Below are 18,525 nucleotides of genomic sequence, written 5' to 3'. Positions count from 1 at the left end.
ATGGGGAAAATTCGCAAACTCGATGATCAACTCTCTAATTTAATTGCGGCAGGGGAAGTAGTAGAGCGCCCTGCCTCAGTTGTAAAAGAACTCGTGGAAAATTCCATCGATGCGAATAGTACATCTATTGAAATCCACTTAGAAGAAGCTGGGTTATCGAAAATTCGCATCATTGATAATGGGGATGGCATTGCAGAAGAAGATTGTATCGTTGCATTTGAACGCCACGCGACGAGCAAAATTAAAGATGAAAATGATCTGTTTCGTATAAGAACGCTGGGTTTCCGCGGGGAGGCCCTGCCGAGTATTGCCTCTGTAAGTGAATTAGAATTAATCACAAGCACAGGTGATGCGCCTGGTACACACCTTATCATTAAAGGTGGAGACATTATAAAACAAGAGAAAACGGCAAGCCGAAAAGGAACAGATATTACAGTACAAAACTTATTCTTTAATACACCAGCGCGTCTTAAATATATGAAAACTATTCATACAGAGCTTGGGAATATTACAGATATTGTGTATCGTATTGCGATGTCGCATCCTGAAGTATCGTTAAAGCTGTTTCATAATGCAAAGAAATTGCTTCATACATCAGGGAACGGTGATGTAAGACAAGTACTTGCAGCGATTTATAGCATTCAAGTTGCGAAGAAGCTTATTCCAATTGAAGCTGAATCTTTAGATTTCACAATTAAAGGGTATGTAACATTGCCAGAAGTAACGCGAGCGTCTCGTAACTATATGTCAACGATTGTAAATGGCCGTTACGTTCGAAATTTCGTATTAATGAAAGCCATTCAGCAAGGGTACCATACATTACTGCCAGTTGGACGATATCCAATCGGTTTCTTATCGATTGAAATGGATCCAATGCTAGTTGATGTTAACGTACATCCAGCGAAATTAGAAGTTCGTTTTAGTAAAGAACAAGAATTGCTAAAGCTTATCGAAGAAACACTGCAAGCTGCATTCAAAAAAATACAGCTCATTCCAGATGCAGGTGTAACAACGAAGAAAAAAGAAAAAGATGAAAGTGTACAAGGGCAGTTCAAGTTTGAGCATACAAAGCCGAAAGAACCAACAATGCCAAATATTGTTTTACCGACTGGAATGGATGAAAAACAAGAAGAAACAACGACTGTGAAACAACCAGCACAACTTTGGCAACCGCCGAAACAAGAATGGCAACCACCACAGTCGCTTGTAAGAGAAGAAGAAAGTTGGCAACCATCCTCTAAACCAGTAGTAGAAGAAACGGTTCAAGAGGAAAAAGAATGGACTAGCAATGAAGAGAACTTTGAATTAGAGGAATTGGAAGAAGAAGTTCGAGAAGTAGAAGAGATTGAAATGAATGGTAATGATTTACCGCCACTTTATCCAATTGGACAAATGCACGGAACCTATATATTCGCTCAAAATGATAAAGGATTATATATGATTGATCAGCATGCAGCACAAGAGCGCATTAATTATGAATATTTCCGTGATAAAGTGGGACGAGTTACGCAAGAAGTGCAAGAATTACTTGTACCGTATCGCATCGATTTATCTCTTACCGAATTTTTACGTGTTGAAGAACAGTTAGAAGAACTAAAAAAAGTCGGACTATTTCTAGAGCAATTCGGCCATCAATCCTTTATAGTCCGCTCGCACCCAACGTGGTTCCCGAAAGGACAAGAAACAGAAATCATCGATGAAATGATGGAACAAGTCGTCAAGCTAAAAAAAGTAGACATAAAAAAACTACGCGAAGAAGCAGCTATCATGATGAGCTGTAAAGCTTCCATTAAAGCAAATCAATATTTAACGAACGATCAAATATTCGCTTTACTCGAAGAACTTCGTACGACGACGAACCCATACACATGTCCGCATGGAAGACCGATTCTTGTGCATCATTCTACTTATGAATTGGAGAAGATGTTTAAGAGGGTTATGTAGGGTTAATAAAATTAGATGTAAGAGGGGAGCAACATATTAATGTTGCTCCCCTCTTACTATGTACACTTGTAATTGTTAAATGAGAATGGGATGGAGTATTATTGCTGTTTATTTAAATTTAAGCTCACCATACTTCATGTTATAAGTAATTCATTTCTTGGCTAGTGCGGCCTTAATTTATCTATGTATAAAAAAGCGCTGTATACCAGCACTTTTTAAAAGGTACGTGAATTGTATAATAAAGATTTATACATTGCTAAAAACGTAACTATGCATGGCCAAATATTGATTCTTATTTGGTTAATTATTATAAGGATCTATACGATTATTTATTTTTATTATTAATTTTTTCAGTGTATAGAACTTGCTCTTTGTAATGCTTTTTAATTGGGAAAGTATGTGTACCTGTGCCATTTTTGAATTTTTTATCAATGGGGTTTTTTAGAGGGATTGTTGTAGTTTCGGTAAATTCATATGGGTAATTTATTTTAGATTTATCTTCAAGCATGAAAATGCCTCCTTTTTAGGGTTTCCTAAATTCTTTACTATAACATGATATGCATATATATTTTTTTGGACTAGTTATTTATATAGGTTAATGGAATTTAATAACATAACTAATGAAATATTTTAAAGGAAAACAATTCGAGAAAGATATTGTATGAATAGCAGTTGACTACTATTGTTGTTTTTAAGTTATCGTGATGTATTTGAAATTTTGAAGAGACGTGGCATATAGGTTCATCTAATAATCATTATGCGAGTTTTTTTATTTGTCAGCGAAGTAAACATTGCATATATATTCGTTATAGATTGTTTTTATAATGTAATTTATATGGGGTTTTCCTGATAATATAATGTGAAATATTATATTGTTATTAGGTTATTAGGAACATTTAATGTTGTTTCATAACTGAAAGGGAATTGAAAAAGAACTGAAACTTTTCTCATAAAAATTCAATCTTACTTGAAAAATGAAAGGAAAATGAAATTTTTCAAAAGAAATTCTTTGTTAAGATAAAAAGCATACATACAAAAAAGTATTGACATTTGGAGAAAAACGTATTTTCAAGATATAGTGGGGGAAAAGATGAGATTAGAAAAACAATTAATAAAAAAGATGTATTATGAAACATTCCTAATGGAGAATGAAACACAACCACCTCTTCAAGTACTTGGAGAATCTTATTTAAACGAAGAAAAAGATGAGATTTCCGATGGGTCTTATATTCGTTTTGCACAGGGTGAATTTTATTATCACCATCAAGATTTTGAAGCAGCTATTTTTAAATGGGAGAAAGTTAGTAATGAACTAGCACCATGGGCACAAAAAAATATTGCGGATGCTTACTTCGAACTTAACCGATTATCAGTTGCAGAAGATGTTTATACTTCCATTACTACTGATAACAAAATATTGATGACCGAAATTGGACTGCAATTACTTTCTCTTTACATCGAGCAAAATAACTTTGATTCAGCTTTCACTGTTATTAAAGAAGCAGTTTCTTTAAATCCCGATTATCCAAACGTCACAATAATTGCCCGTTCCTTTTATGAGGAACAACAAGATTTTGATAGTGCAGTAGAGCTTGCTGTGAATGAGTTAATTCGAACAGAATCTTATCCGTGGTTTGAGGTTCTAAAAGGATATATCGATAAAGGATTTACTAAAAATATTTCACCAGATTATTTTTATGAAGTATTAGTTACATTAAATAATGTAGATCAGGTGCAATTTACGCAAATTGTTTCAGCACTTTGGAACAGTTATAAAAATGAACAAAATTACTTATTATGGCTTAACACAATAAATGAGTTTTTCTTACATATCGAAATACATTCGTCCGATATATGGGACAAAATTTCTTCTCTTTACGAAGAAACGTACTTTGAATTAATTCAAGGTCAATACATGCTTAGACAATTACATGATATCATTCCAAATCTGTTAACAAATTGGTTAAAGGTAGTCAATCCGTCTCATGCTGTATTTCCATCAGCAGCTGTATTGGCATGGGATGAGATTTTCCCTTCCAAAATAGATTCAGCAAATATAAAACATGCGGAAAACCTACTGTTATATTCTATTAATCATGTGGATGGCTTAGAGTATAGTTTACATCTTTTTGAATCTATTACACAGTGGGCACAAAAGCATGAAATAGAAATGGGTCACCGATTTAGATGGTTAGTTGGCGAGCTTGCAGATTTAAGAACAAATCGTATTTTAGTAACGGGAACGTCAGGAAACGGAAAAACTGCATTTATTAACTCCATATTAGGAGAAAATATATTAGAAAACTCAATCTCGAATGTAGTGGTTTTAAAAAATGATGCTCATACAGAAATTAACGCTATAACAGATGCAGCCATTACGACAACTGAGAATTTCTCTGATTACCATAATATGATGTCTCTACACCATCAAACATATAGAGATAGAGCATGTGTTGAATTTAAATTACCATGCAGATTTTTAAGCAAAAATAAACTTACATTCGTAGTTACACCTGGCTTTAATAGGAATAACGACACTAGAGATGAGATATTTGAATATCTAAATTCTGTAGACGAATTATTGTTCGTATTGAATGCGGATTCACCTTTTACTGATAAAGAACGTGACATTCTGTTAAGCATTCAAGAACATACACCAAATCTACAAATTCATTTCTTATTAAATAAAATAGATAACATTTACAGTGAAGCAGAAATAAAAAGAGTATTACATGATACGCAAGCGAGAATAAACGCATATTTCCCGCATGCGAGACTTTTCCCTTACTCTTCGTTATATACAAGTAGTCAACAACTAAATGATTTAACTGAGTTTATTCGTTTTAACTTTAACTATAAAAATATCGATGCAGAACGTACTGAAAAGCTATTGTTTTTCATTCGAAAAACAATTACATATCTTTTGGATAAACGAGTTGAGAAGGAAAACAATCTAGTGGATGTTATTAATTGGAATGAAGATATGTTAGTTAAACTAAATGGTTGTATTAATAACCTTACTGCTTTTGAGAAGGAAAAAATTCATTTAATTACAGAATCATATCGTGCAATGAAAACTGAAATTACTAATGATCTTACTGAACGTATTCCGAAGCTATTGCAGAGTTGTTCTGATTTAATTAGTGAAGAAAGCGATTTCGGGCACATTGATATTGAACTAAATACAGCGATGAACAAAAGAGTACACAAATATTTAGAACAAACTGTATTACCTAATTTTGCTCGTTCTATGCAAAATTGGATTGAAACTTCTAATAATGAGCTCCTTCAAAGTCAATCGCACTTAGAAGAACTCAGTGAAGGACTTAATTCTTTATTTGGAGAAAATCGAATACAGTTAGAATGTGACTTTAAAGTGCTTGATGACTGGCGCAGAGATACTGATAGAATGACGACTAGAATACAAATGGAAGAAGTAAATATTTTACGCCGATTTACGCCAGCACAATTTTTACTGAAAAGTGCCGGTAAATTATTTGGGGTTCTTCCAAAGAATAGAGCTATGCTATATAACAAATACAAACAATATTTAGAAAATGAAGATTATACCGAGGTAACGGCGTCTATTATGAAGAAATTTTTCTTGCAATTTGAGCTGTTTGAAAACACACAAGAGCGGGATATTAATATGTTCTTTAGGAATCCATTTAACTCTTTGAAACAAGCTGTAGAAAATACTCATTTAGAAATACAAGAAAAACAAGAGATATTACATAAAATGAAATCAAATCCTGAAGTTTATCATGATTCTATAACGCTCTTTGAATTGAGACTACGTCAATGTGAAGTAATCTTAAATATAGGTGAGGATAATGCCTATACAGATTTAACTTTAGAAACAACTATAGAATAAACGTAAAACAACTCCAAAATACACAATAAAAGTGGATTTTGGAGTTGTTTTTTGCTTACATCCGTATAATATGTCAGGTCTTTTTTTATATTAAATTGCATCATATGTTATAAGAGAGTAAAAAGGGAGCAACCGTAATTAGTTGCTCCCTTCGCATATATAGATTATTTTTCAGTTTCTTTAATTTTAGTTTTTACTTCTCCAGTTTTAATTTTATTACTTTCTGAGAAACGTAATAAATCGCCTTCAATAATTTTGTCAGACATTCGTAATTCATTTTGTGCACGGTTAATCATTTCTTGAGCTTCTTTTTTGGGTAAATCTACAATCTCACCTGTTTCTCGATTATAAAAAGTATGATTTGTATATGCATACTTGTCAGTAACGAAGCTACCATCACGGAAAACAACAAATCCGGTATATTCATCTGAAAACATATCATGGCCAAAACGGATATCGTTAGTAGTATCAACCCCTAATAAATTTAGAATAGTAGGTTTCATATCGATTTGTCCTGTAGGCTTTGAAATGGTTTGACCTTCTTTTTGTCCAGGGACATGAATATATAAAGGTGTACGTTGTAAATTTAAAGTATCAAATTCTGTTATTTGATTTTTTTCTAAAAACTGCGCCATTGCGCGATTATGTTTTTCGGAAATGCCATAATGATCGCCGTATAACACAATAATAGAATCATCATAAAGCCCCTCAGCTTTTAAACGCTCAATAAAGTTTTTAATTGATTCGTCTAAGTAACGAGCTGTTACGATATAACGATCAAATACGCCATTACCAGAGTTATATGGTTCAATGAATTTTGTATCTTCATCATACGTAAATGGATAATGGTTTGTTAAAGTAAGGAAACGAGCATAAAATGGTTGATCAATCGTTTTTAAGATGTCTACTGATTGATCAAAGTATTCGATATCTTTTAATCCCCAATTTAAATTTGTTTCTGGCGTAATTTTGTAATCAAGTTCATTATAGTAACGATCATAACCAAGAGCAGAGTACATGATATTACGATTCCAAAATGTTGCGTTATTCGCATGAAATACGGTAGTGAAATAACCTTGTTGACGTAAAATTTCTGGAGTCGCAGTATAGTCATTGTTACCGTGTGTAAAGAATACAGCTCCTCGATTTAATGGATACAACGATGTATCTATTAGAAATTCAGAATCTGATGTTTTTCCTTGACCAGTTTGGTGGAAAAAGTTATCAAAGTAATAGCTTTCATTTATGAATTCATTCAAGAACGGTGTAACTTCTTGACCATTGACGGATGCACCTATTAAAAAAGTTTGCAAGGATTCAAGGGTGACGACAATTACGTTTTTTCCTTTTGCTGAGCCAAACATAGTAGGGTTCGGCTCACTTTGGTTTGCTTTTACGTAGTTTTCTGTTTCTTGTAATTTACTACTATCAGCAAGTGCCTTTTGTGATCCTGCTTTTACTTGCAGTGTTAAATCATATACTTGATGAGTATATAGTCCTAAATTTTTAACAAGCATTACTCGGTCGAAGGATCTCGTTAATAATTCAGGTCGCTCTTTTTCTGCAAGATGTAGATTCGCAAAAAATACAGCAATCGTTAAAAGAAAATATAACAAGCGTGCAGAATGAGTTACACGTCCTGTTTTAAAGACTATTGATTTCTTCTTTAACAAAATAAAGAAGAAAATAATGTCTACGAATGCGAGTATAATTTTGTAGTTAAATATTTCTTTAATACTACCGCCTAATTGTGTAAAGTTTGATGTTTGTCCAAGTACTGGTAACGTAACGAAATCACTATAAAAATCATAGAACATTACATTCCCAACAAGTACGATTGTTAATAAAAAATTAATACATAGCGCTATATAATTTCGCTTTTCACCATTTGCAAATAATGCTAATCCGACAAAAGCTAAGGATGCAGCTAGAGGGCTAATAAACAAAATAAGCTCTTGTGTAGAAGACTCAATTTTTAAATCAAAACTGAATCGCGTAATAAGATATGCTTTTAACCATACTGCTAAAGCAATTATTATAACAAAGCTTATATTTTGCATTTGTAAATTTATTTTATTCTTCATTTTTACACCTTCTTTATATGATTTATTTAACTAATGTTATATATTATATTTTCATAACTATTAGAGTGTAATGAACCATTTAGATTATGTTTTTCTAAAGGTAATAATTTGAAGTATTCATATACATACAATGGGGAATTTTAAAGCGAAGTAACATAAATCTAATTTTTTTAGAAACGGAGCAGAAAAAGTCATAGTTGTAGTGAAATCGACTTATAGACATCCTAACATATTAAACACTATGATGATGTTACAAAATATCGAACAAATGAAAGTGAAAATGAATAGACGCTTTTTAAACTATTGACATTATATTAGTTAGAATTTTCAAAAAGTTTTTTAAGAGTAAACAATTATATTAATTAGTAGAAAACTACATTCTACATAGAATGTAGTTTTTCATGTGTTTTTAATATATCCCGTAAAATCCTGATTCTTTGTGGGATAATCATTAGCGGGGAGGGATAATAATTTCGTTAAAGCTATTATTAGATAAGTAAAGTGTTGGTGAAACTTAAAACATTTTGACTGGCATCTTAATTAAAGGGTCTAAATACCTGATAAATATTTTCCAACATACAGACCACTTGCAGCTGCTTGAGATAATGAATGAGTGACGCCTGAACAATCTCCAATTAAAAATAACCCATTTATACTTGTTTCAAAATGGTTATTGATTTTTATTGTAGGAGCATAGAACTTTCCATCAATTCCATATAGTAAAGTATCTTGATCGATAGGTTCTTGGGTAAAGTGTTCTAAGCGTAATAAAAATTCTTTGAGTCCGTCAATATATAATGGAGGAATTTCTTTATTCAAATCTCCATAATCTCCGTGTAGTGTAGGGTGTATACGATTATGTTTCATATCTTTTTCCGCAGTAGGCCGTTTCTTTATTAAGTCCTCTAAGCGCTGAATAACAATTCGATCTCGTCCTTGGTTAATGCCTTTAATAATTGAATTTGCATATACATTCGCTTCTTTGAGAGTTGGAAAATAGCGCGGAATAAATAAAGTGAAATTTAAATTAGGAGTGCCAGTTCCTTGCTCTCGAAAATTTTGACCGTCAGGCATAACTAAACCTTCCTCATACTTCCGAATAATGCGTCCTTTTGGATTCATACAGTAAGTAGTTGCTGTGAAATGATCATGTTGATAAGAAAGTTTTGTTTCAAACGTATCTTTTAATATAGAACGTAATTGGTTTTCTTTCATCTCTACTCTAATACCTAAATCTACACGGGTTTGCTCCTGTGCAATTTCAAGGGAAGAGCACATTTCTTTTAACCAATCCGTCCCAGAACGCCCAGTTGCAAATACTAATTTCTTAGAATAGACAGTTTCTTGATTTGTATATATTTTAAAATGGTCTTTCTGCTTAACGATATGTTGTACATCTATATGAAATCGGATATCTATTTTGTTACGTAAAAATTCATAGAGTTGCTGAAAAATGTTACTTGAAAGTGTAGTACCTAGGTGCCTTACTTCTGTTGTTAGCATTTGTAAACCACACGCTTCAGCTCTCTTAGTGAGATTTAGATTTTCTGTAGAATATTTTGAAACTGAATTTCCGCCAAACTGACATAGAATTTCATCTACTTCAGCCAGTAGTTGCATAAAACCTTCTTTACCTACTTTTTGCTCAAGTTCTCCTCCAAATCCATTTGTATAATTAAATTTCCCTTCAGATTTTCCTAAGCCACCAAAACCGAAATATTTATCACATGTATTACAGTTACACGTTTTCCCTTGGTCTAAAGGACAATTCCGATGTTCTAGCGGTTTTCCTTTATCAAGAATTAAAACTCTTTTGTTACTTTTAGCTAATACATAAGCCGTAAAAGTGCTACTCACTCCAGCGCCGATAATTGTAACATCATACATATTTTTTCACCTGCCAACGAATAGTTTGTATGCTATTTTCCTAGTGTATAACAATTTTACAAAGTTAAGAAATAGCTTGTATTAATAAAGTTATAGTTGTGGATTTTTTGCTCACTCAATTACTCTGAATGGTGAATTAGATACAACAGTTTTTTATTTGAAAAGAGAGATAGTTTTAAACAATCATTTTATCATATAGTTAATAAAAGCTTAGATATTAAAATAAAAAAGAACAGACCTTTTAAGTAAAGAGGTCTGTTAATAATTTGAAATTAATTATAGTTTTATTACGTATTTTTATTTAGCAAAGACATGGTTACCGATTACTGCTACTGTTTGTCGTGTAGTAATCCATTTGCTTGTTGAAGTTTTTGGATTATAGAAATAAAGCCAATCAGAATTTGTTCCGTTTGTAGAGATAGCCTCTTCTACAGCCATTTTGGCTTCTGCGCTTGCAGGTTGATTAATTCTTCCATCTGTAACAGGAGTGAATGCATATCCGTGTTTAATAGGTTCATAAATAACCCCTGTAATTGTATTTGGAAATCCTTTTGCATTTACACGATTCAAGATCACTTTCGCTACTGCTACTTTTCCTTTATAGGATTCGCCACCTGCTTCTGCAGTGACTAAGCGTGCCATTAAGTCCTTTTCTTTTTCCGAAATACTTGAATTAATTTTTAAATGTTGTCCTGTATAAAGCTTGTTTCCGATTGTGTTGTTGATTTGTTTTATAGATTGAACGGTTACATTATAACGCTTTGCTATAGTTTCAAATGAATCTCCTGGCTGTACTTGATAAATAATTTGTCCAGAAATGTTCGCAGGTTTGGCGTTTTGATGAACAGTGACCTCATTTGATTTCATGGATCCCGGAATATGTAATTGTTCGCCAATGAAAGTTTGATCGTTTACTTTATTATTCGCTTGTTTAATGGATTGTATTGAAACGCCATATTGTTTACTAATGTTCCAAAGTGTATCATTCTTTTTTACTGTATGAATAGTAGAAGCATCGGCTATGCTTTGATTACATACGAATGTAATTGCTGCTGCAGATAAAGGAATTATATGTTTTATTTTTAATAATTTCATTGTAAATCCTCCTAATAAATAATTAATTTATAGCAGTTGAGTAATGTGGTTCAGAAGATATATGGTGTATATTTAATATTCTAATGTAAGTATATTAGCGCATATAAAATAAATAATCATTATAAGTTTTTTATTTATGTAATTTAGGGCCCGAATATGAAATATTGCATATGAAAACACATTGAAGTTCATGTTGTTGATTACTATAATTTATCTAGTAGAAAGGTACCTTAATATGATTTGGATTTGGAATTTATATAATTTAATATATTGTTTAATCGTTATCAAATGGAGGAGTGATATAATGAAACTTTTTAAAAGAGTATTTGTTCCAGCTGTAATAATTTCAACATTTATAGGAATAGGAGGGGGTTTCAATATTATAAAGGCTGATTCTGATGATTCTATAGAACAACATAGTAAATCAGAGGTTGAAAGAGAAAAAGATAAGCAAATCATTGTGAAATTCAAAGCGGATTTGAAATTACCATATGAAGATGGTATTGAAAAACAGATACAAGCTCAAAAGAGTGATAAAGTACTAGAAGATCTTTTGGCAGAATATCCAGATTTAACATTTACTCGTTTATTCACATCTGTAAGTCCAGAAGAAATACAAGACCTTGAAGTGAAAGCACCTAATAATGTATCTACAAGCCTATTAAACTACTATATTCTTCAAACTCAAAATGGTGAGCATGAAGAAGCACTAGTAGATAAGTTAAAAGCATCTTCTTTAATAGAAGATGTGTATATTAAGAAACAAGAAAAAATAACGCCGCCTGAAGTGCAACCATCAGGTGTATCTCTTACTCCTAATAGTAATCCTAGATTTAAAAAACAAGGTTATCTTGAATCAGCACCATACGGTATTAATGCGCCTTTCGCTTGGGGAGTTCAAGGTGGTAATGGAAATGGGATAACCTTTGTTGATATGGAATATGGATGGCTATTAAATCATGAGGATTTAGTACATCAAAATATTGAATTGATGTCTGGAAGGAATATAGATCAGCATGTCGGTCATGGGACGTCTGTATTAGGAATTGTTTCATCTGAAGATAATGAAGTGGGGAATATTGGTATTGCGACAAAAGCTAAAGCAAAAGTAATTTCTCAAATAAGAGATAATGGACAGTATAATACAGCTGATGCAATACTAAGTGCTGTAAATCATTTAGAAGCTGGGGATGTTTTATTATTAGAGGCACAAGCATCCTTTGATGGATATGGTGATAAATATTTACCTGTTGAAGTACAACCAGATATCTTTGATGCAATTCGTGCTGGTACAGATAAGGGTGTTGTAATTATAGAGGCTGGAGCAAATGGTTGGAATGATTTAGATCAATTTAAAGATAGAAATGGTAAACAGGTTTTAAATCGTAATAGTAAAGATTTTAAAGATTCGGGTGCAATTATAGTAGGAGCGGGCTCTTCATCTTTCCCTCATGAACGTATGTGGTTTTCGAATTATGGAAGCCGTATTGATGTGTACGGCTGGGGAGAAAATGTAGATACAACTACAGCTGAGCAAAGCAGAAGTGCTGTAAATCTTTATACATCCAGCTTTAGTGGCACGTCGAGTGCTTCGCCTATTATTGCCGGAGCAGCGACTTTAGTACAAAGTATTGCTAAAGAACATTTAGGACAACCATATAGACCAAGTGAACTAAGAACGATATTAAGTAACCATAACACTGGAACGAAATCTAAAAATCCATATTCAGATAAAATTGGTGTTTTACCAGATTTGAAGTCTATACTAGTAAACTTAGGGTATGAACGAAGAGAACCGAACGGTGGGAATGAGTTACAAGTAACAGAAAATGAACCAAATAATGAACCTAGACAGGCAAATAAAGTTAACTTTAATACACCAATGAAAGGAACACTACATAATAGTGATAACGTAGATGTATTTACTTTTCAAATTGACTCACTAGAAAATATTAATATTTCTCTACTAAATGAACAAAATATTGGAATGACATGGGTACTTCATCATGAATCAGATTTAAATAACTATGTAGCATATGGTGAAAATGAAGGGAATGTAGTTAAAGGAACCTATAATGCAAAGCCAGGTAAATATTATTTATATGTCTATAAGTACGAGAATAAAGATGGTTCGTATGTATTGAACATAAAATAAACAAAAGGAACTTCTGCTGAAGTTCCTTTAAATTTTTCTCATGTATTGAGAATATGTGAATGATTTTTTAATTTTACTTCTATGCAATATTTCATATTTATGAAATGTTATTTATTTTTTATTAAGTAGCTTATATCATATTCAATAAGTTTGATATAAAAACAGAAAAAGAGAGGAATAATAATGAGCAATAAGAAGTTTATTTTGAAATTATTCATATGTAGTACTATATTTAGCACATTTGTATTTGCTTTACATGATAAGCAAGTAGTTGCAGCTAGCTCTGTTAATGAGCTTGAAAATTGGTCAAAATGGATGCAACCTATACCTGATAACGTACCGTTAGCACGAATTTCAATTCCAGGAACACATGATAGTGGTACGTTCAAGTTGCAAAATCCGATAAAGCAAGTATGGGGAATGACGCAAGAATATGATTTTCGTTATCAAATGGATCATGGAGCTAGAATTTTTGATATAAGAGGACGTTTAACAGATGATAATACTATAGTTCTTCATCATGGACCACTGTATCTTTATGTAACATTGCATCAATTTATAAATGAAGCGAAACAATTTTTGAAAGATAATCCGAGTGAAACGATTATAATGTCTTTAAAAAAAGAGTACGAGGATATGAAAGGAGCAGAAGGTTCATTTAGTAGTACTTTCGAAGAAAATTACTTTCTTGATCCGATCTTTTTAAAAACGGAAGGGAATATAAGTCTTGGAGATGCTCGTGGGAAAATTGTATTATTAAAAAGATATAGTGGCAGTAATGAATCTGGAGGGTATAATAATTTTCCATGGCCAGATAATCAAACATTCACCACAACTTTAAATCAAAATATAAACATAACGGTACAAGATAAATATAAAGTAAGTTATGATGAAAAATTAGAGTCTATTAAAGATACGATAAATGAAACGAATAACAATAGTGAAGATTTTAATCATCTGTATATTAATTTTACAAGCTTGTCTTCCGGTGGTACAGCATGGAATAGTCCATATTATTATGCCTCTTATATAAATCCTGAAATTGCAAACTATATGAAACAAAAGAATCCTACAAGAGTCGGATGGATGATTCAAGATTATATAAATGAAAAATGGTCACCGATACTTTATCAAGAAGTTATAAGAACGAATAAGTCACTTATAAAAGAATAAAGATTGTGATAGTAAGAAGCGATAAAATATGTCGCTTCTTTTTTGTTTTCTAAAAATTAACATCAGGTATAGTTTTAGATATCGTACTTTCATGATAGAAAAAAATCAAAACTTACGCTATAATTACACATATAAAATTGTACCTATAAATTTTATATGTGGTAATGAATTTGATTTATTGCAATGAAATGGAGGTATATGCTATGAAGTTTTCACATGATTTTTTATTCGGGGCTGCTTCAGCTTCTTATCAAGTAGAAGGTGCATGGAATGAAGATGGAAAAGGTGTTACGAATTGGGATGAGTTTTCAAAAATTCCTGGCAAAACATACAATGGGACAAATGGTGATGTAGCTGTTGATCATTATCATCGATATAAGGAAGATGTTCGCTTAATGGCTGAGATGGGATTAGAATCGTATCGTTTTTCTATTTCTTGGGCGAGAATTTTGCCGACTGGAGATGGAGAGGTAAATGAAAAAGGAATAGAATTTTATAACAACGTAATTGATGAATGTTTAAAATACGGGATTGTACCGTTTGTAACTTTATATCATTGGGATCTACCATTAACTTTAGAAAATGACGGTGGATGGACGAATAAACGAACAGCAGAAGCTTTTGTAAAGTACGCGGAGATTTGCTTTAAGGCATTTGGTGATAGAGTTAAACATTGGATTACTTTTAATGAAACAGTAATGTTTTGTGGATTAGGGTATTTAAAAGGTGCACATCCACCAGGGATACAAAATGGTGTTCCGAAGTACTTTCAAGCGACTCATTATGTATTTTATGCGCATGCGAAAACAGTTGCAGTGTACAAGCAGTTAAAACAATATGGTGAAATTGGTATTACGCATGTTTTCTTGCCTGCTTATAGTGTGGATAATCAAAAAGAAAATATACTAGCAGCAAATCATGCGAATGAATATGAAACGTATTGGTACTATGATCCAGTTTTAAAAGGTGAGTATCCATCTTATGTTGTGCAACAATTAAAGGAAAAAGGATGGACTCCTAATTGGACGGTTGAAGAATTAGAAATCATTAAACAAAATGCCGGGAAAAATGATTTTATTGGCTTGAATTATTATCAACCAATTCGAGTGGAAAGATACGATATGGATATAAAGAATGAGGAACATTCTCGAGAAAACTCAACACTTGCTCCAGGTAACCCTTCCTTTGATGGATTTTATCGAACGGTTAAAATGGATGATAAAACATATACAAAATGGGGATGGGAAATATCTCCCGAAGGTTTCTTAGACGGCTTGCATATGTTGAAAGGGCGTTACGGTGATATAAAGATGTATGTGACAGAAAACGGACTTGGTGACGAAGATCCAATTATTGACGGAGAAATTGTAGATGTTCCGAGAATTAAATTTATTGAAGAACATTTAAAAGTAATTAAGCGTGCGATTCAAGAAGGGATTCATTTAAAAGGGTATTATGCATGGTCAGTTATTGATTTGTTAAGTTGGCTAAATGGATATAAAAAGCAATATGGCTTTATTTTTGTCGATCATAATGATAACTTAAAACGTAAGAAGAAACTTTCGTTTCATTGGTATAAGCATATTATCGAAACGAGAGGAGAAGAGTTATAAAAGATAAAAGAGTATTTTAGGAGAAAGTGTATGAGTGCAAAGTATAAACAAATTGCAGATATTTTAGAGCAAAACATTCGAGATGGACTTTTTAATGAAACGAAAAAATTACCTACAGAAGAAGCATTGATGAACCGGTTTGAGGTAAGTCGTAATACGATACGTAAAGTAATTAGTCAGCTTGTTAATAGAGGTTATATTTTTCAAGTACAAGGTAGTGGCATGTTTTTACGTGAAACTTCTGTAACAGATTACATTAATTTAGGCAGTTTACGTGGATTAACGAAAAACCTCGTTTCACAAAATATTGAAACGAAAGTGTTAGAGCTTGAAATAATAGATGCGAATGAAGAAATAGCAGAACGGATGCAATGTGACGTTGGAACTAGGTTATATTTTTTGAAACGTTTAAGAATTGTAGACGGTAAACCCTTTTCTATTGAAATTAGTTATTTCAAAAAGGATATAATTCCATATTTGAATGAAGAAATAGCATTAAGCTCTGTATACAGTTATTTCATTGAAGATTTGCGACTAAATATTGGTTTTGCCGATAAAGTTATTAGTTGCGAAAAAGTAAATAAAGAAAACGCACAGCTTCTAGAAATAAATAAAGGTGATCCGGCACTTCTTATTGAAAATACAGTGCATCTTGTAAATGGAACCATTTTTGAGTTATCTCAATCGATGTTTCATTATGAAAAGACCAAACTTTTAAATCGGATTAATTTTAAGTGAAAATGAATATAAATAACTCTGTGAAAAAAGCAACTGATAAGAACGATCAGTTGCTTTTTATTTTTAAAGTGGATGAGCAAAAAAATCTGAAAGTGGTTGGTCCGTTTTTTGCAAACTTCTATTATGATAAGAGAAGAAAGGTAGTACTGTATTGATGCATTAAGGAGGACGCTTTTTATATATCTCATTTGTTTAAATAGACTGGCCTTAGAGAGGTGAAAAGACAATGAGTTTTGCAATTTCACTAGTTGTAATTATTGTAATTGTATCGCTGTTTGGGACCGTACTAGTCGCACGAAATGTGGAGGAGAATTACGGTAAGTCTACAAAGAGGAATGTGAAGAACTTATCCGCTATCTATATCATCCTTCTTTTAGGGTTACTTGTAGGAGTTACGTGGTATGCGGTCGTTATTTTATAGAGTTTGTATATGATGAAGGTGATTAATACTATTATTACAGTGAATACTGTTATTAGTGAATGAGGGACGGTAGTTTTGAAAGGGGGGAACTAGATGGAATGGAAACCGAATCGTGCAGATAAGACTCCTGTTTATAAACAAATCGCTGATTATATTGAAAGAGGCATTTCTTCAGGTGAATTTCTTTCTAATAGTAAGTTACCTTCTGAACGTAAGTTAGCAAAGGAATTACAAGTAAACCGGAGTACGATAGTAGCTGCGTATGAAGAATTGAAATCACTTGGGGTAGTAGAGCGGCAAAAAGGAAGCGGAACGCGGGTAAATACAGACATATGGGGTGTGTCACATAAACGTATACCAAATTGGGGGAGATACGTAGAGGATGGATCGTTTTTACCTAATTTACCACTTGTTCAACAAATTCGAACGGAAACACAAAAAGATGATTTAATCAATTTAGCGAGTGGCGAATTATCACCAGAGTTATTTCCGACTGGTCAATTTCGAACAATTTTATCAGAACAAACATTTATGGAAAACCTCGGTTATGATCACCCACTAGGGAATGAAATGCTAAGAAAAACAATCGTAACACATGTTCAGCAATATAAACAAATAGAAGCTGATTCACGTTCTATTCTTATTACATCTGGGGCTCAGCAGGCACTTAATCTTATCGTTCAATGTTTGTTAAAGCCTGGAGATGCGATTGCAATGGAGGATCCATCTTATTGTTTTTCGCTGCCGATGTTTAAATCAGCAGGGTTAAAAATATTCCATTTACCTGTAGATCAGCACGGTATGAATCCAGATGACTTAATTGATCTGCACAAAAAGCACCGCATTCGTATGGTTTTTTTAAATCCGGATTATCAAAATCCAACTGGAACGGTGCTTTCATTGGCGAGACGTAAAAAGATACTAGAACTATCTTCTGAATTTGGTATACCGATTGTAGAAGATGATCCATATAGTTTAACTTCTTTTAATGGAGAAGTGAATCCAACATTGAAATCAATGGATCAAAATGGAAATGTTCTGTATATAAGTTCATTATCAAAAATTGTTGCATCAGGATTACGTATTGGCTGGATAATTGGCCCTACGCGCGTAATAGAACGTTTAGCAGATGCGAAGCAGCAAGTTGATTTCGGTCATAGTGTATTTACACAGTGGGTAGCAAATCAATTTTTAGAATCAGAGGATTTTCATACGCATATTACAATGCTTCGTGGACAATTGAAAAAAAGAAGAGATGAGTTAATTGCAAGTCTTAAAGAAATATTAGAGGGCCGAGTTGAGTTTTTCGTTCCAGAGGGCGGAATACATTTATGGTGTAAAGTTCAAGGTTCATTTGACGAATATCATTTATTAGGCAAATCTATTCAAAATGGAGTAGCATTTGTCCCAGGAAGTGTATTAGGCTCGAAAAGTGAATATATACGATTTACTTTTGGGAGAGCGAATGTAGAACAAATTCAGGTTGGGATTACAAGACTCGCGGAGACTTTAAAAGAGATTTGATGATAAAGATGTTATAG

The 18,525-nt window shown here is 32.7% G+C and carries 12 protein-coding genes; 8 read left to right on the top strand and 4 right to left on the bottom strand.

The features are described 5' to 3' along the window. A complete protein-coding gene (gene mutL / locus VK90_RS07200; RefSeq protein ID WP_048371590.1) occupies positions 1-1,944 on the top strand; it encodes a DNA mismatch repair endonuclease MutL in 1,944 nt (647 codons plus the stop codon). A gap of 325 nt (positions 1,945-2,269) precedes the next feature. Here mutL and VK90_RS07195 read toward each other — a convergent pair whose 3' ends face one another. Then, the gene (locus VK90_RS07195) at positions 2,270-2,452 is read right to left on the bottom strand and encodes a hypothetical protein (RefSeq protein ID WP_048371587.1); all 183 of its coding nucleotides are present in this window, start codon (positions 2,450-2,452) and stop codon (positions 2,270-2,272) included. A gap of 582 nt (positions 2,453-3,034) precedes the next feature. Here VK90_RS07195 and VK90_RS07190 point away from each other — a divergent pair. Beyond that, positions 3,035-5,818, top strand: coding sequence for a dynamin family protein (locus VK90_RS07190; RefSeq protein ID WP_048371585.1), 2,784 nt, complete (start codon positions 3,035-3,037; stop codon positions 5,816-5,818). 164 nt (positions 5,819-5,982) lie between these two features. Here the strand turns inward: VK90_RS07190 and VK90_RS07185 are convergent, their stop codons facing one another. From VK90_RS07185 to VK90_RS07175, 3 genes are all read right to left on the bottom strand, one after another. After that, positions 5,983-7,902 (bottom strand): LTA synthase family protein, encoded by a 1,920-nt coding sequence (locus VK90_RS07185; protein ID WP_048371583.1) that lies wholly within the window; start codon positions 7,900-7,902, stop codon positions 5,983-5,985. A gap of 549 nt (positions 7,903-8,451) precedes the next feature. Further along, positions 8,452-9,789, bottom strand: a complete 1,338-nt coding sequence (locus tag VK90_RS07180) for an NAD(P)-binding protein (RefSeq protein WP_048371581.1) — start codon at positions 9,787-9,789, stop codon at positions 8,452-8,454. A gap of 297 nt (positions 9,790-10,086) precedes the next feature. After that, entirely contained in the window at positions 10,087-10,884 is a 798-nt protein-coding gene (locus tag VK90_RS07175) for a cell wall hydrolase (RefSeq protein ID WP_048371579.1), read from the bottom strand. A 304-nt stretch (positions 10,885-11,188) separates the two neighbouring features. On the opposite strand from VK90_RS07175, the gene VK90_RS07170 reads away from it, so the two are divergent. The 6 genes from VK90_RS07170 to pdxR all read left to right on the top strand — a co-directional run bounded on the left by VK90_RS07170 (position 11,189) and on the right by pdxR (position 18,508). Next, on the top strand, positions 11,189-13,039 hold the full coding sequence (locus VK90_RS07170; protein ID WP_048371576.1) for a S8 family peptidase: 1,851 nt from the start codon (positions 11,189-11,191) through the stop codon (positions 13,037-13,039). Between the two features lie 183 nt (positions 13,040-13,222). Beyond that, a complete protein-coding gene (locus VK90_RS07165) occupies positions 13,223-14,212 on the top strand; it encodes a phosphatidylinositol-specific phospholipase C (protein ID WP_048371574.1) in 990 nt (329 codons plus the stop codon). A 203-nt stretch (positions 14,213-14,415) separates the two neighbouring features. Continuing rightward, on the top strand, positions 14,416-15,825 hold the full coding sequence (locus VK90_RS07160; RefSeq protein ID WP_048371572.1) for a glycoside hydrolase family 1 protein: 1,410 nt from the start codon (positions 14,416-14,418) through the stop codon (positions 15,823-15,825). Between the two features lie 30 nt (positions 15,826-15,855). Further along, entirely contained in the window at positions 15,856-16,563 is a 708-nt protein-coding gene (locus tag VK90_RS07155; protein ID WP_002173040.1) for a GntR family transcriptional regulator, read from the top strand. Positions 16,564-16,789: 226 nt separating this feature from the next. Then, on the top strand, positions 16,790-16,984 hold the full coding sequence (locus VK90_RS07150) for a hypothetical protein (RefSeq protein ID WP_002173039.1): 195 nt from the start codon (positions 16,790-16,792) through the stop codon (positions 16,982-16,984). A 93-nt stretch (positions 16,985-17,077) separates the two neighbouring features. Beyond that, positions 17,078-18,508, top strand: a complete 1,431-nt coding sequence (gene pdxR / locus VK90_RS07145) for a MocR-like pyridoxine biosynthesis transcription factor PdxR (protein WP_048371569.1) — start codon at positions 17,078-17,080, stop codon at positions 18,506-18,508. Positions 18,509-18,525: the final 17 nt, after the last annotated feature.

Source organism: Bacillus sp. LK2 (assembly GCF_001043575.1).
Taxonomy (GTDB): domain Bacteria; phylum Bacillota; class Bacilli; order Bacillales; family Bacillaceae_G; genus Bacillus_A; species Bacillus_A paramycoides.
Note: the sequence above shows the minus strand (reverse complement) of the source record. Positions and strands in the feature narration are given on the sequence as shown.

Coding starts and splice junctions, on each gene's coding strand:
- mutL (WP_048371590.1), top strand. CDS start 1: ATGGGGAAAATTCGCAAACTCGATGATCAACTCTCTAATTTAATTGCG.
- VK90_RS07195 (WP_048371587.1), bottom strand. CDS start 2,452: ATGCTTGAAGATAAATCTAAAATAAATTACCCATATGAATTTACCGAA.
- VK90_RS07190 (WP_048371585.1), top strand. CDS start 3,035: ATGAGATTAGAAAAACAATTAATAAAAAAGATGTATTATGAAACATTC.
- VK90_RS07185 (WP_048371583.1), bottom strand. CDS start 7,902: ATGAAGAATAAAATAAATTTACAAATGCAAAATATAAGCTTTGTTATA.
- VK90_RS07180 (WP_048371581.1), bottom strand. CDS start 9,789: ATGTATGATGTTACAATTATCGGCGCTGGAGTGAGTAGCACTTTTACG.
- VK90_RS07175 (WP_048371579.1), bottom strand. CDS start 10,884: ATGAAATTATTAAAAATAAAACATATAATTCCTTTATCTGCAGCAGCA.
- VK90_RS07170 (WP_048371576.1), top strand. CDS start 11,189: ATGAAACTTTTTAAAAGAGTATTTGTTCCAGCTGTAATAATTTCAACA.
- VK90_RS07165 (WP_048371574.1), top strand. CDS start 13,223: ATGAGCAATAAGAAGTTTATTTTGAAATTATTCATATGTAGTACTATA.
- VK90_RS07160 (WP_048371572.1), top strand. CDS start 14,416: ATGAAGTTTTCACATGATTTTTTATTCGGGGCTGCTTCAGCTTCTTAT.
- VK90_RS07155 (WP_002173040.1), top strand. CDS start 15,856: ATGAGTGCAAAGTATAAACAAATTGCAGATATTTTAGAGCAAAACATT.
- VK90_RS07150 (WP_002173039.1), top strand. CDS start 16,790: ATGAGTTTTGCAATTTCACTAGTTGTAATTATTGTAATTGTATCGCTG.
- pdxR (WP_048371569.1), top strand. CDS start 17,078: ATGGAATGGAAACCGAATCGTGCAGATAAGACTCCTGTTTATAAACAA.